Annotated in this window: 12 protein-coding genes; 10 read left to right on the top strand and 2 right to left on the bottom strand. The window is 71.5% G+C overall.

Features of this window, described 5'->3' with window-relative positions:
- Window positions 1-417 precede the first annotated feature (417 nt).
- Window positions 418-1,263 carry an HAD family phosphatase gene (locus KME66_RS14380; protein WP_216322514.1) on the bottom strand — a complete coding sequence of 282 codons (846 nt, stop codon included), beginning with the start codon at window positions 1,261-1,263 and terminating at the stop codon, window positions 418-420.
- Window positions 1,264-1,761: 498 nt separating this feature from the next.
- Between KME66_RS14380 and ssd the strand changes: the two genes are divergently transcribed.
- The 7 genes from ssd to KME66_RS34555 all read left to right on the top strand — a co-directional run bounded on the left by ssd (window position 1,762) and on the right by KME66_RS34555 (window position 7,539).
- Entirely contained in the window at window positions 1,762-2,898 is a 1,137-nt protein-coding gene (ssd, locus tag KME66_RS14375; protein ID WP_216322511.1) for a septum site-determining protein Ssd, read from the top strand.
- Window positions 2,895-4,043, top strand: coding sequence for a TadA family conjugal transfer-associated ATPase (locus tag KME66_RS14370; protein ID WP_216322508.1), 1,149 nt, complete (start codon window positions 2,895-2,897; stop codon window positions 4,041-4,043). The genes ssd and KME66_RS14370 overlap by 4 nt, the downstream gene beginning before the upstream one ends.
- A gap of 17 nt (window positions 4,044-4,060) precedes the next feature.
- Window positions 4,061-5,002 carry a type II secretion system F family protein gene (locus tag KME66_RS14365; protein WP_253208333.1) on the top strand — a complete coding sequence of 314 codons (942 nt, stop codon included), beginning with the start codon at window positions 4,061-4,063 and terminating at the stop codon, window positions 5,000-5,002.
- A gap of 26 nt (window positions 5,003-5,028) precedes the next feature.
- Window positions 5,029-5,832, top strand: a complete 804-nt coding sequence (locus KME66_RS14360; protein ID WP_216329342.1) for a type II secretion system F family protein — start codon at window positions 5,029-5,031, stop codon at window positions 5,830-5,832.
- A 123-nt stretch (window positions 5,833-5,955) separates the two neighbouring features.
- Entirely contained in the window at window positions 5,956-6,222 is a 267-nt protein-coding gene (locus KME66_RS14355; protein WP_216322502.1) for a DUF4244 domain-containing protein, read from the top strand.
- 127 nt (window positions 6,223-6,349) lie between these two features.
- Window positions 6,350-6,730: a TadE family type IV pilus minor pilin gene (locus KME66_RS14350; protein WP_253208588.1), complete on the top strand. Its 381-nt coding sequence runs from the start codon at window positions 6,350-6,352 to the stop codon at window positions 6,728-6,730.
- Window positions 6,727-7,539 carry an Rv3654c family TadE-like protein gene (locus KME66_RS34555; RefSeq protein ID WP_367303626.1) on the top strand — a complete coding sequence of 271 codons (813 nt, stop codon included), beginning with the start codon at window positions 6,727-6,729 and terminating at the stop codon, window positions 7,537-7,539. The genes KME66_RS14350 and KME66_RS34555 overlap by 4 nt, the downstream gene beginning before the upstream one ends.
- A gap of 51 nt (window positions 7,540-7,590) precedes the next feature.
- On the opposite strand, the gene KME66_RS14340 is transcribed toward KME66_RS34555, so the two are convergent.
- Window positions 7,591-10,071 (bottom strand): DEAD/DEAH box helicase, encoded by a 2,481-nt coding sequence (locus tag KME66_RS14340; RefSeq protein ID WP_216322496.1) that lies wholly within the window; start codon window positions 10,069-10,071, stop codon window positions 7,591-7,593.
- A gap of 79 nt (window positions 10,072-10,150) precedes the next feature.
- On the opposite strand from KME66_RS14340, the gene KME66_RS14335 reads away from it, so the two are divergent.
- The 3 genes from KME66_RS14335 to KME66_RS14325 all read left to right on the top strand — a co-directional run bounded on the left by KME66_RS14335 (window position 10,151) and on the right by KME66_RS14325 (window position 14,327).
- Complete coding sequence (locus KME66_RS14335) at window positions 10,151-10,504, top strand: STAS domain-containing protein (protein WP_003967428.1); 354 nt, start codon at window positions 10,151-10,153, stop codon at window positions 10,502-10,504.
- A 199-nt stretch (window positions 10,505-10,703) separates the two neighbouring features.
- Window positions 10,704-11,174 carry an ATP-binding protein gene (locus tag KME66_RS14330; RefSeq protein ID WP_216322494.1) on the top strand — a complete coding sequence of 157 codons (471 nt, stop codon included), beginning with the start codon at window positions 10,704-10,706 and terminating at the stop codon, window positions 11,172-11,174.
- A gap of 723 nt (window positions 11,175-11,897) precedes the next feature.
- Window positions 11,898-14,327 (top strand): sodium-translocating pyrophosphatase, encoded by a 2,430-nt coding sequence (locus KME66_RS14325; RefSeq protein ID WP_073219286.1) that lies wholly within the window; start codon window positions 11,898-11,900, stop codon window positions 14,325-14,327.
- Window positions 14,328-14,332 lie beyond the last annotated feature (5 nt).

Raw genomic sequence — 14,332 nt, 5'->3', positions numbered from 1 at the left:
CGTCGCGTGGGTGCTCGGCTTTCGTGCGCGGTCCGTGGGGCCGTTCTGCGTACGAACAGGTCATCCTCGCGGATGTCCTTGGTCTCGCGGGCCGTTATGTCCTTTGTACTCCAGGACCAGGGGAACGGAAACCCCTGGCCCCGCTTCTTTACTTTTATGCTCAATCAAGGGCGAATCGGGCGAGAATCGCCCTGCCCGATTGCCGCTCCACCCGAGCAGGGGTGGACCGGGTGACCCAGGCGCGTCGGCCGACGGTCGGCCGCTGGTGCGGACCGGATCGCCTGGGCACGGCGCACGACAATCAGCTGGCGGTGCGGCGCCGACTCACCCGGGCGCGGGGGCTTCGCCCCGGTCGGTGCGGCCCAGGCTCACCCGGGCGCGGCGGCGTCGGTTCGCCCCGGTGGGTGCGGCACCGGCTCACCCGGGCACGGCTGCCCCGGCGGTACGGCGGCGGCTGGCGTACCAGACCAGTCCAGCAGTGACGGCCGCCGCGCCGACTGCGGCCGCTGCCACGAGAGCGGGGCGCGGCGGCATCGAGAAGGCGGGCAGACGCTGCTTGAGGCGGACCGGGCGGTTGAAGACGAGAATCGGCCAGTCGCGAAGGGTTGCTTCGCGGCGCAGCGCGCGGTCGGGGTTGACCGCGTGCGGGTGGCCGACCGACTCCAGCATCGGCACATCGGTCGCCGAGTCGCTGTAGGCGAAGCAGCGCGAAAGGTCGTACCCCTCCGAGTCCGCGAGCGCCCTTACGGCCTCGGCCTTGGTGGGGCCGTAGGCGTAGTACTCGATCTCTCCGGTGAAGCAGCCGTCGTCGCCGACGACCATGCGGGTGGCGACGACGCGGTCGGCGCCGAGCAACTCGCCGATGGGTTCGACGACTTCGGCGCCCGAGGTCGAGACGATGACCACGTCGCGCCCCGCCGTGTGGTGTTCCTCGATGAGGGTGGCGGCCTCGTCGTAGATGATCGGGTCGATCAGGTCATGCAGGGTCTCGGCGACGATCTCCTTGACCTGCTGGACGTTCCACCCCTTGCAGAGGGCGGAGAGGTATTCACGCATCCGCTCCATCTGGTCGTGATCGGCGCCCCCGGCGAGGAACACGAACTGTGTGTACGCGGTGCGCAGTACAGCGCGGCGGTTGATCAGTCCGCCTTGGTAGAAGGACTTGCTGAAGGTCAGCGTCGAAGACTTCGCAATGACCGTCTTGTCCAGGTCAAAGAAGGCTGCTGTGCGCGGCGAGAAGCAGTTTTCCACAACGCTGAGCATAGGGGCCCACCATTCGGCGTAAACTCCGGCGCGTGGGTTTGCCTGAGAAGGGCCTCGGGTACACCATGGAAGTCACGGATCGTTCGCGACCGTGCTAACCCGGTCCGACTCCTCCCCCCCGAGTCGACCGTGGGGACGACCCCCGCTCTCCCCCCCGGCGGGGGTCGTCGCATGTCCGGACGCGTTTTAGGGGCGGAAACCATCTTATGTCTCCCGTCTGGCCGTGATCGGCCTGATCGTGCGAGCCGACGTCCCGCGACTCATCTCGTCACAGTGTGTAGCCAAGGGGCTGCACTCCGGAAGTCGCTGGTATGGGTGACGAAGTTATTCACAACCCCGGGGTTGTCCACAGTTTTTCATCAAGATCCACATGTTTTTCCGTGGTGTTGCACGTTGATTCCACCCGTGAAGTCCGCGGGAGCCGGAATCGCGGATCTCGGAAACGCTCCGAGAACACCGCGAACCGCACTGAAGGGACAGGAGAAGGGGGCGGAGATCGTGGCTGGATCCCTCGCGGGAGAAGAGGCGGCGGTCGGTGGCGGGCGGCGCGGAGGCCCGCTGATCGTGACGGAGGACGTGGAGTTGCTCGATGACCTGCTGCGACTGTGCGCGGCGGCCGGTGCCGAGCCGGAGGTCCACCACGGGCCGCCGGGGCGTCGTGGCAGCTGGGAGCGGGCCCCGATGGTGCTGGTGGGCGATGACGCCGCCGCGCGATGCCGGGGCGCCGGCCGGAGGAAGGGGGTGATGCTGGTCGGCCGGGACCAGGACGACCCGGATGTATGGCGGCGGGCTGTTGAGATCGGGGCCGAGTATGTGCTGCGGCTGCCCGATTCCGAGGGCTGGCTCGTCGATCAGATCGCCAACGCCGCAGAGGGGGTGGGGCGGCCCGCGCTCACCGTCGGCGTGATGGGCGGCCGGGGCGGCTCCGGCGCGTCGACGCTGGCCTGCGCCCTGGCCGTGAGTGCGGCCAGGTCCGGTCGGCGGACGATGCTGATCGACGCCGACCCGCTGGGAGGCGGCATCGACGTCCTGCTCGGCGGCGAACGGGCCGAGGGCATGCGGTGGCCGGATTTCGCGCAGTCGAAGGGGCGGGTCGGTGGCGGAGCCCTTGAGGACTCGCTGCCCGCACTCCATGGGCTGCGGGTGCTGAGCTGGGGGCGCGACGACGAGGTGGTGATCCCGCCGCAGGCGATGCGGGCGGTGCTTGCCGCTGCGCGCCGACTCGGCGGCGTGGTGGTCGTCGATCTCCCGCGCAGGGTCGACGAGGGAGTGGCCGAAGCCTTGGCCCAACTGGATCTGGGGCTGCTGGTGGTGCCGGGCGAACTGCGTGCGGCGGCAGCGGCCAAGCGCGTGGCGTCCACGGCCGGAATGGTGCTGGACGACCTGCGGGTGGTGCCCCGGGGCCCGTATGCGTCGGGACTGGACGGGCGGTGGGTCGCGCGGGCCGTCGGTCTGCCGCTCGTCGGCGAGCTTCCCTGGGAACCGGGCCTTCTGGACTCCCAGGACGACGGCATTCCGCCCGGCGGCAACCGCCGGGGCCCGGTGGCCCGGTTCTGCGCGGCCTTCTGGGACCAGGTGGCGACGGCTGGAGGCACGAGCCCCGTGACCGGCCCGCCGGGGGGAGGGGCGGCATGACGGACGAACTGCTCGACGCCGTACGTCAACGGCTGGCACGCAGCGGTGTCGCTCCCACGCCGGCCGGGGTGGCTGCTGCCCTGCGGGCTCAAGGGCGGCTGCTGGGGGATGCCGAGGTGCTCGGAGCGGCAGAGGAACTGCGCGGTGAACTCGTCGGCACGGGTGTGCTGGAGCCGTTGCTCGCGGATCCGGAGGTGACCGACGTGCTGGTGTCCGCGCCGGACCGGGTGTGGGTGGACCGCGGCGGCGGGCTTCAGCTGACGGGCGTCACCTTCTCGGACGCGGCGGCGGTCCGGAGGCTGGCCCAGCGTCTTGCGGCGGTGGCCGGCAGGAGGCTGGACGACGCACGTCCGTGGGTGGACGCCCGGCTCCCCGACGGCACTCGGATGCACGCGGTGCTGCCGCCGGTGGCCGTCGCCTCGACTTGCCTCTCTCTGCGCGTGGTGCGGCCGCGGGCCTTCTCGCTCGCGGAGTTGGTGGACGCGGGCACGGTGCCGCCCGGCGGCGACCGGATCCTACGGGCCCTCGTGGAAGCCCGGGTCTCCTATGTGATCAGCGGGGGCACTGGAGCAGGCAAGACGACGCTTCTCTCCAGTCTGCTGGGGGCCGTCGGTGGCAACGAGCGGATCGTGCTGGCCGAGGACTCCGCCGAACTGCGACCGGACCATCCGCATGTCGTCCGTCTGGAGTCCCGCCCGGCCAATCAGGAGGGCGCCGGCCGCGTGACCTTGCGCGATCTGGTCCGGCAGGCATTGCGCATGAGGCCCGACCGGCTGGTGGTCGGCGAGGTGCGCGGCGCTGAAGTCACGCAATTACTGGCCGCTTTGAACACCGGGCACGAGGGTGGGTGCGGCACCGTCCACGCGAATGCCGCCGAGCACGTCCCCGCCCGGCTGGAGGCACTGGGCACCGCGGCCGGCCTCGACCGGGTGGCCCTGCACAGTCAGTTGGCGGCCGCGCTCTCGGTGGTCGTCCATCTCGTACGGGACCGCGCTGGGCGACGGCGGGTCGCTGAGGTGCACGTCCTGGAGCGGGACGCCGCAGGCCTCGTCTTCACGGTCCCGGCCCTCAGCTGGGGGGGCGGGGGCTTCGTTCCGGAGCGGGGATGGGAACGGCTGCGGTCGCTGATCGGCGGTGCGCTGTGACAGCGACAGTGACAGCAATGGCGACGGCGACGACGACGGCGGGATCGGTGACATCGGTGTACGGAGCCCACGCGGTGGCTCTCTGCGCGGGGTCGGCGGTATGGCTCGCGATGATGCGCGAACCGGGTGTGCGGCGAGCGCGGGTGCTGTTCGAGGACGCTTGGCCCGAGCCCCGCCGGTTGTGGGGGCGTTGGTTACGCCTGGTCGAGGTCTGGAGGCGCGTCACACAAGCGGCCCGCAGGCGTCGGGAGTGGTGGTGTGTTCCGGGCGCGGTCGTGCTCGCGGTGCTGGGAAGTTCGGTGCTGCCGCTGGTGGTGGGGGCCATGGCGGTTCCGTTGATGCGCCGATGGCTGCGGAGGCGGGCCGGAGCCCGGGAGGCGGAGCGGGGTGCGGTCGCGGTCGCGGCGTTATGCGGAGCCGTGGTCGGGGAGCTGCGGGCCGGGCGCGAGCCGGGACAGGCGCTGCTGGTCGCGCTGCGAGAAGGCCTGGCAGAGGACGGATCTGAAGCGCAGGCCGAATCCGGCAGCAGGCTGGGGGAGGCGGAGGCCGCGGTGCTGGCGGCGGCACGGTTCAGCGGCGATGTGCCGACCGCATTGCGGCAGGCGGCGGAGGGCCCGGGGATGGGCGGCCTGTCCGGTATGGCCGCGTGCTGGCGGGTGGCCGTCGACGGTGGGACGGGGCTGGCGGCCGGGTTGGAGCGCCTGGAGGCCACGCTGCGGGAGGACCGGCGCAGACGGGACGAGCTGCGTGCCCAGATGGCGGGAGCGTGGTCGACGGTCGTGGTCCTGGCGCTGCTGCCCGTCGCGGGTCTGGGTCTGGGCGCGGCTCTCGGCGGTGACCCCTTGCGCGTACTCCTGCACACCCCGGGCGGCCTGGCCTGCCTGGCGGTCGGTTCGTTCCTGGAAGCGGCCGGGCTGTACTGGGCCGGCCGCATCGTGCGGGGAGGGGAGCTGCCGTGAGCGGAGAAGTTCTCCACAGCCTGGGGATGTCGGCGGCGGTGATGGGGGTGGTGGCGCAGGTGGCAGCCGTGATCGCTGCCGGATTTCGGAAGCGAGCGGTTCGGGGGCGGGGCGCGAAGTTGTTGGGGACGGACGCGGCTCCACGGCCCGGCAGGCGGGGCCGACTGGCCGTGGGGCTCGGGTCGGGCGGTGTCCCACGTCTGTCCGAGGCCGCTCGGCGGTGGGTGCCTCCGGGCGGGGCCTGGCTGACGGGATGGATCCTGGTCGGCGGCGTGCTCGGCTGCGCGGTCGGGGCGGCCGCGGCGTACGGGACGTGGCGGTGGCAGCGGACCCGGCCCCGGGGCAGGACCGGCCACAGCCCCCCGGAGCAGGCTGTGATCGCCGGGCAGCTCCCGTTGGCAGCGGATCTGCTGGCCGCTTGTATCGCGGTCGGGGCCGGTCCTCGGGCGGCGGCAGAGGAGGTGGGTCGGTCCATCGGCGGACCGGTCGGAGACCAGCTCGTCCGGACCGCCCTAGAAATCCGGCTCGGCGGCGAACCGGCCGACGCGTGGGGCCGACTCGGGGAGATACCGGGTGCCGGACCGCTGGCCCGCTGTCTGCACCGGGCAGGTGCGACGGGGGCCCCGGCGGCGGAACCCGTTGCCAGGCTGGCCGCGTCGATGCGCGCCGAGCGAGCCGCCGCGGCAGTGGCACGGGCGCAACGGGCCGGGGTGCTGGTCACCGCGCCGGTCGGCCTCTGCTTCCTGCCCGCCTTCCTGGCGGTCGGGGTGGCGCCAGTGATCATCGGCCTGGCCGGCGGCCTGCTCGCGACCAGCGGTCCGGGCCGCTGAGGCTGCGCACGGTCAGCGGGCGGCGGCTGTCCGTCGGCCGTTCTGGCAGCCATTCATTTTGCTGTCACTCACGGGTGGTCCGATCGGACGCCCGCTCGTCATCGACGTTCATCGGGGGACGAAATGGAAACGAAGTTCTGGGACCGGGCCGTCGGCGCTCTGCGCGGGGGACGGCTGCTCACGGGGTGGCCGGACCGGCGGCCGCAGTGGTCCGTCCATTGGGCGGGTCGGCTCGGCCGGTCCGATCGGGGGATGACCACGTCCGAGTACGCGGTGGGAACGATCGCGGCGTGCGCCTTCGCGGCCGTGCTCTACAAGGTGGTGAACAGCGGGCCGGTGCTGTCGGCGCTCCAGTCACTGGTCGAGGACGCGCTCGATGCGAAGTTCTGAGACGTGGTCGGGGCCAGGCCCGGGGGCCCGGTTCGGTGAATCATGCGGGTGCTTTTTCCGGCGCCGCTTCCGCTGCCTCAGCCAGGAGCTGTCGCGGGGTACTGCCCAGAGGCGGTACCGGAGCCGGATCCCGAGCGGCGACGGGAGCAGCGCCCGGGGCGCAGATCGGGGCGCGGTGACCGCGGAGGCGGCTGTGGTGCTTCCGGTGCTGGCGGTGTTCGCCTTGGCCCTGCTCTGGGTGCTGGTGGCCGCCGCGGACCATATCCGGTGCTTGGACGCGGCGCGGGCGGGGGCCCGGGCCGCGGCCCGTTCGGAGCCGGAGGCAGCGGTGCTGGCTGCCGCGCGTGACGCGGCACCCCAGGGCGCCCGGGTCGAGATGGGGAGGGCGGGAGAGCTGTGGCGCATCCGGGTGGAGGCGCCGACCCGGGGCCCGGGGCGGCTGACCCTGACGTTGAGCGCCGAGGCGGCTGCCCTGGCGGAGGACGTGGTGGGAGGTGCCGCGCCATGAGGGCGAGGGGGACTGCGGGCCGGGGGAGGGGTGCCCCTGATCGGGGCAAGGGGCGGGTCGTGTTCCGGTGGTGGGGCAGTGGTCGGGGCCAGGTCCGGGGACGGAGCCGGTGCCACGGCGAGGGCCAGCGGGTGGGCCGGGGCGCGTTCCCGCGGTGGGCCCTGGGGCGGGGCCGGGGGACGGGCCATGGTGCGGACCGGGGCGTGGCGACCGTGTGGGCGGCTGTCACTGCAACCGGTCTGTGCACCGTGTTCGCTGTGGTGCTCGCTCTGGGACAGGCTGTGGCTGCCCGTCACCGGGCGGGCGGGGCGGCGGACATGGCGGCTCTTGCGGCTGCGGACCGGGCGTTGGAGGGGGTGGAGGTCGCGTGTGGGGCGGCCCGGAGAGTGGCTCTGGCGCAGGACGCCGAGGTCGTTCGCTGCGCGGTGGAGGGGGAGGTCGCCGATGTGACCACCCGCGCGGGGTTCGGGCCGTACCTACCCCCCGTCAGGGCTCGGGCCGGGCCTGCGGCGGGTCCCTCGGCAGGGGCTGCGATTGATCCCCTGGCAGGTAACTCGGCCGGGCCAGCGGGGAGCCCCTCGGCTGCGGCTGTGACCGATCGCCTGGCAGGTACCTCCGCCGACGTTGTGACCGATCGCCTGCCAGGTTCCTTGGCCGGGGCTTCGACCAGACTCCCGGCCCGGCCTCCGGCCGATTCCTCCGGTGGTGCTCCGGCTGATTCCTCGGGCGGGCCTTCTGTAGGTCTCCCGGTCCGGCCCTTGGCGGACCCCTCGGCCGGGGCTCCGGGTGAGGAGGGTGCCGGGCCCTGACGTCTCGTCGGTGTGGCGGTCGGGGTGTCCGGCGGCTGCTGTGTCGTCGAGTCAGCCCTTCGGGCCGGTCGGCTCGTCCGGTTCCACGGGGGCGGCCCTGAGGAGTTCGGTGAGCAGGCGCACGGCACCGCGTTTGTGCAGGGGCTCGTTGCCGTTGCCGCACTTGGGGGACTGGACACAGGAGGGGCAGCCCGCCTCGCATTCGCAGGACGCGATGGCTTCGCGCGTCGCCGTCAGCCAGGCATGGGCGGTGTGGAAGGCCCGTTCGGCGAATCCTGCTCCTCCGGGGTGGCCGTCGTACACGAAGACCGTCGGCAGGAGGGTGTCCGGGTGCAGGGGTACGGAGACGCCGCCGATGTCCCATCGGTCGCAGGTGGCGAAGAGGGGAAGGAGGCCGATCGAGGCGTGTTCGGCGGCGTGGAGCGCGCCGCCGAGAATCTCCGGGTTGATGCGGGCGGCGTCGAGCTGGTCCTCGGTGACCGTCCACCACACGGCGCGGGTGCGCAGTGTGCGGGGTGGCAGGTCGAGCTTGGTCTCGCCCAGGACCTCCCCCGTGATGAGTTTGCGGCGGAGGAAGGAGACGACCTGATGGGTGACCTCGACGGAGCCGTAGCAGAGCCGCCCCTGACCCCAGGGGATCTCGGTGTCGGTCTCCAGGACGGTGATGGCGGTGGTATCGCGGGCGACCGTCGAATACGGAGGTTCGGCCTGTTCGACCAGGGCCACGGAGTCCTCCAGGTCCAGCTTCCGGACCAGGTGGGTGCGGCCCTGGTGGAGGTGGACGGCTCCCTCGTGGACGGACGTGTGCGCGGCGGCCGCGTCGACGGTGCCCAGCAGCCGGCCGGTGCCCTCCTCGACGATCTGGACGGGGCGGCCGCCCCCGCCCCGGATATCGGCGAGGTCGGCGGCCCGTTCGCGACGGGTCCAGTGCCAGCCGGACGCTCGTCTGCGCAGCAGCTTCGCCGCCTCCAGCTGCGGCAGCAGTTCCGGTACAGCGGGGCCGAAGAGTGCGATGTCCGCTTCGGTGAGGGGGAGCTCGGCGGCCGCGGCGCAGAGGTGGGGAGCCAGGACGTAGGGGTTGTCCGGGTCCAGCACCGTCGACTCGACGGGCTGCCGGAACAGCGCCTCCGGGTGGTGCACCAGGTAGGTGTCCAGCGGATCGTCCCGGGCCACGAGGACGGCCAGGGCGCCCTGCCTCGAGCGGCCGGCACGGCCTGCCTGCTGCCAGAGGGAGGCCCGCGTGCCCGGATAGCCGCAGATGACCACCGAGTCGAGGCCGGAGACGTCGATGCCGAGTTCCAGGGCGGTGGTGGCCGCCAGACCCAGCAGCTCGCCGGAGTGCAACGCCCGCTCCAGGGCCCTGCGCTCCTCGGGAAGGTAGCCCCCGCGATAGGCGGCGACCCGCTGCGGCAGTGAGCGGTCGACCTCCGCGAGGCGTTCCTTGGCGATCACCGAGATCAGTTCCGCGCCGCGCCGGGAACGTACGAACGCGACCGAGCGGACACCCTGGAGGGTCAGGTCGGTCAGCAGCTCGGCGGTCTCGGCCGTCGCGGTACGGCGTACGGGGGCGCCTTTTTCGCCGTGCAGGTCGGTCAGCGGGGGCTCCCACAGGGCGAAGACCAGCTCGCCGCGCGGGGAGGCGTCGTCGGACACCTCGACGACCGGCAGGCCTGTCAGACGCCCGGCTGCGACCGCGGGGTCCGCTGCCGTGGCCGAGGCGAGCAGGAAGACCGGATCGGCTCCGTAACGGGCACAGAGGCGGCGCAGACGGCGCAGCACTTGGGCGACATGGGAACCGAAGACGCCCCGGTAGGTGTGGCACTCGTCGATCACGACGAACCGCAGGGCACGCAGGAACGAGGACCAGCGGGGATGGGAGGGCAGGATGCCGCGGTGCAGCATGTCGGGGTTGGTCAGGACGTAGTTGGCGTACTGACGTACCCATTCGCGTTCCTCGACCGGGGTGTCTCCGTCGTAGACCGCGGGCCTGACGGCGTTGCCGAGCGGGGTTGCGAGCGCTTTCACCGAGCGCCGCTGGTCGGCTGCCAGGGCCTTGGTGGGGGCGAGGTACAGGGCGGTGGCACCGCGGCCGTTCGGGGCCTCCGAGCCGCCCAGGAGGGTGCTGAGGACCGGTGCCAGGTACGCGAGGGACTTCCCGGAGGCCGTGCCGGTGGCGATCACGACCGATTCGCCGTCCAGCGCGTGCTCGGCAGCGGCCGCCTGATGCGCCCACGGATGGCCGATCCCGGCTTTCTCGATCGCCGAGATCACTTCTGGCCGCACGCGATCCGGCCAGATGGCATGGGTTCCCGATCTCGGGGGCAGGTGCTCCGTATGAGTGATGCGCGCGGCCCGGCCCGCCCCTGTGGCGAGCCGGTCGAGGATCATGGCGGGAGAGGGGCGCGAGCCCCTGCTCTCGGCTGGTCGTCCGGGACGGTGATTCTTGGCCATCGGCACCGAGTGTGTCACTGGCGTGACGGACAATGGTCCCAAGGCGTCGTGCATGGCTGCTGGTAAGTGATTGAATGCCATCGCGGCTGGCGATTCGTCCCCTGGCCTCCGTCGGGGAGACTGAGGGGCGACCGCTCGATAGCAAGGTGCTGGAGGATCCGTGGACCTGTCCCTGTCGACTCGCAATGTGTCCGGCCCTGGTGGCGACCGTACGGTCGTCGAGGTCGGTGGCGAGATTGATGTGTATACCGCGCCCAAGCTGCGCGAGCAGTTGGTCGAGTTGGTGAATGACGGCAGCTACCACTTGGTTGTCGACATGGAAGGCGTCGACTTCCTCGACTCCACCGGCCTCGGCGTGCTCGTGGGCGGCTTGAAGCGTGTCCGGGCCCATGAGGGCTCGCTGCGCCTGGTCTGCAACCAGGAGCGCATTCTCAAGATCTTCCGGATCACGGGTCTGACCAAGGTGTTCCCGATTCACACCACGGTCGACGAGGCTGTCGCTGCCACCGACTGAGGTCGGGGCGGACCGGCCTCCGGGCCGGTCGGCAGGCAGTGAACGGGCCGGCAGCGGCAGCGCATGGGCCGCGACGGGCAGGCGGTCGACCTTCGGGTCGGCTGTCGGCTTTGTCGGCTTCCGGAGGAGGAGAGCAGGGGTGCCGGGCGACACGCCCGGGGCCCCTGAGGCGTACGCCCGAACGTTCGAGGGGGATGGCATGGCCACCGTTGAACTCCGCTTCAGCGCCCAGCCTGAACATGTCAGGACGGCCCGCCTGGTGGCGGCCGCCGTGGCGCGCCGGGCCGGCGTGAACGAGGCGGTGCTCGACGAGGTACGGCTCGCCGTCGGAGAGGCGTGCAGCCGCGCGGTCGGGCTGCACCGCAGTCACGGCATCACCGCGCCGGTCAGCGTCGCGCTGACCGAGGAGGAGAAGGCGTTCTCCATCGAGGTCGGGGACAGCGTTCCCGGCCCCGGTGCCGATCCTGCCGAGTCCGGGGCGCGCAACGCCTCCGGCGCCTCCGGAGAGGGCGCGCCACGGCCCGATTCCGAGGCCGACGGTGAGGGCGAGGACGAGATGGGTCTCGCGGTCATCAGCGGACTCGTCGACGACGTGGAGGTCCGTTCCGGTGCGGGCGGCGGAGTGATCCGTATGAGCTGGCCGACGGCCGACGCCGGGGTGCGGGCCTGAGGCTGCGGCCTGCGCGGTACGACCCCGAGGCCGCGGTCCGGTCGTGAGGGTGCGGCCAACGGCAGCTGTGATGGTGCAGATCCTGCCCCCATGCTGCAGCTCTTCCGGCTCTGGCGGTGTATACCCCGGCCGTAATGGTGCTGGCTCCGGCCCTGACGGTGCAGACCTCGGCCGTAATGGTGGTGGTCCCGGCCTTGTCGGTGCGCGCCCCGGCCGTAACGCTGCAGTTCCGCACGTCCGGTGCATGCACTGCTGGTGGAGGCGCTAGCGGCGTGGGCCCGGACCCTGAAGGCGCAGGTCCGGGCCTGATGGCGCAGGTCCGGTCTCTGGCAGTGTGGTGCAGTGCAGTCCTCGGGTCGTCGGGTGTGGTCGTGCCGTCGCAACGCTGCCCCCCCCGGGGGGGCCTCCGTATGACCCTGAGGACCCCGCTCTCGTGCCGGTGCCGGGGTCTTCGCCTGTGGCCTTCCTGGAACCCGCATTCGCGCGGGTGACGTGATGTTTCGTTCTTGCCGGGCCCTGCTGAGCAGGGCCTTTTGCGTTGAGGATCCGCCGAGGGTTTCCGAGTAATGCGTCTGCGTCATTACTGCATTCGGGCGGAATCGCTCCGCTGATCATTCGGCGTTGGAGGGAGAGCGATCAATTCTCTCCCCGCCCACTGTTTTGATCAGGTTCCGCTCCCTACAATCCGTCCACGACTTGAGCGCTGAGCGTCAAGGAGGACGTATGGCGGAGTTCTTCACCACCCCGATGGCAGTACTGACGCAAGAATCCGCACTTTCCGATCGGCCTGCCTCCCTCGCGGCGGCGGCACTCACCGACGGCAACCGGCTGATCGTCATCGTGGTGGCGGTCGTCGCCGCCGCCGCGCTGATCGTCGCCCAGCTGCTCGTACGCCAGGTCCTGGCGGCCGGCGAGGGCACCGAACGGATGAAGGAGATCGCCGCGGCGGTCCAGGAGGGTGCGAACGCCTATCTGGCCCGGCAACTGCGCACCGTCGGTGTCTTCTCCGTCATCGTGTTCTTCCTGTTGTTCCTGCTGCCGGCCGACAACTGGTCACAGCGTGCGGGGCGTTCCCTCTTCTTCCTGGTGGGTGCGCTTTTCTCGGCGGCGACCGGATACATCGGCATGCGGCTCGCCGTACGGAGCAATGTGCGGGTGGCCGCAGCCGCGCGGGAGGCGACTCCGGCGGAAGGCGAACCGGAAAAGGATCTCACCTCCGTCTCGCACAAAGCGATGAAGATCGCTTTTCGTACCGGTGGCGTGGTCGGAATGATCACGGTGGGACTCGGTCTCCTCGGGGCCTCCTGTGTCGTGCTCGTCTATGCCGCCGACGCGCCCAAGGTGCTGGAGGGGTTCGGCCTCGGTGCGGCGCTCATCGCCATGTTCATGAGGGTCGGCGGCGGGATCTTCACCAAGGCCGCGGACGTGGGCGCCGACCTGGTCGGCAAGGTGGAGCAGGGCATCCCGGAGGACGATCCGCGTAACGCCGCCACCATCGCCGACAACGTGGGGGACAACGTCGGTGACTGCGCGGGCATGGCCGCCGACCTCTTCGAGTCGTACGCCGTGACGCTCGTCGCCGCGCTCATCCTCGGCACGGCCGCGTTCGGCGACTCCGGTCTCGCCTTTCCTCTGATGGTTCCGGCGATCGGTGTCGTCACCGCGATGATCGGCATCTTCGCGGTCGCGCCGCGCCGTGCCGACCGCAGCGGGATGACCGCGATCAACCGCGGCTTCTTCATCTCCGCTGTGATCTCCCTCGGCCTCGTGGCCGTGGCCGCCTTCACCTATCTGCCGTCCTCGTACGCCGAGCTGGACGGGGTCACGGACGAGGCGATCACCGCGCACGGCGGCGACCCGCGGGTCTTCGCCCTGGTGGCGGTGGCCATCGGGATCGTCCTGGCGGCGCTCATCCAGCAGCTCACCGGCTACTTCACCGAGACCAACCGCCGCCCCGTCCGCGACATCGGGAAGTCCTCGCTCACGGGTCCGGCCACCGTGGTGCTCGCGGGCATCTCCATCGGTCTGGAGTCGGCCGTCTACACCGCGCTGCTGATCGGCCTCGGCGTCTACGGGGCGTTCCTGCTGGGCGGTACGTCGATCATGCTGGCGCTCTTCGCGGTCGCGCTCGCCGGGACGGGGCTCCTCACCACCGTCGGCGTCATCGTCGCCATGGACACCTTCGGTCCGGTGTCCGACAACGCCCAGGGCATCGCGGAGATGTCCGGAGACGTCACGGGAGCCGGTGCCCAGGTGCTCACCGACCTGGACGCGGTCGGCAACACGACCAAGGCCATCACCAAGGGCATCGCCATCGCCACCGCCGTCCTGGCGGCGGCCGCGCTCTTCGGGTCCTACCGCGATGCCATCGCCACGGCGGTCGACGACGTCGGCGCGGGGGTGGGCGAGCTCGGACTGAGCCTGGACATCTCGCAGCCCAACAACCTCGTCGGCCTGATCCTGGGGGCAGCGGTCGTCTTCCTGTTCTCCGGGCTCGCCATCAACGCGGTGTCCCGGTCGGCCGGATCGGTGGTCTACGAGGTCCGGCGGCAGTTCCGCGAACGTCCCGGGATCATGGACTACACGGAGAAGCCGCAGTACGGACGCGTCGTCGACATCTGCACCCGCGACGCCCTGCGGGAACTGGCCACGCCCGGACTCCTGGCGGTGCTGGCGCCGATCGCGGTCGGCTTCACGCTCGGCGTCGGCGCGCTCGGCTCGTACCTCGCGGGCGCGATCGGCACCGGAACGCTGATGGCGGTGTTCCTCGCCAACTCCGGTGGCGCCTGGGACAACGCCAAGAAGCTCGTCGAGGACGGCCACCACGGTGGCAAGGGCAGCGAGGCCCACGCCGCGACCGTCATCGGCGACACGGTCGGCGACCCGTTCAAGGACACGGCGGGCCCGGCGATCAACCCGCTCCTGAAGGTGATGAACCTGGTCGCCCTGCTCATCGCCCCGGCGATCGTGCAGTTCAGTTACGGCGCGGACGCCAACCCGTGGGTGCGGGCGCTGGTGGCCGCCGTCGCCATCGGGATCATCGTCGCCGCGGTGTACGTCTCCAAGCGGCGGGGTATCGCCGTGGGCGACGACGACGCCCCGGGGGACGGCGGCACATCCCTTCCCGCGCCGGATCCGGCAGCGGCTCCGTGACCCGT

The sequence above is a fragment of the Streptomyces sp. YPW6 genome, assembly GCF_018866325.1.
Classification (GTDB): Bacteria; Actinomycetota; Actinomycetes; order Streptomycetales; family Streptomycetaceae; genus Streptomyces.
The sequence above is the reverse complement of the archived record's forward strand: the minus strand, read 5'-3'. Positions and strand labels throughout refer to the sequence as shown.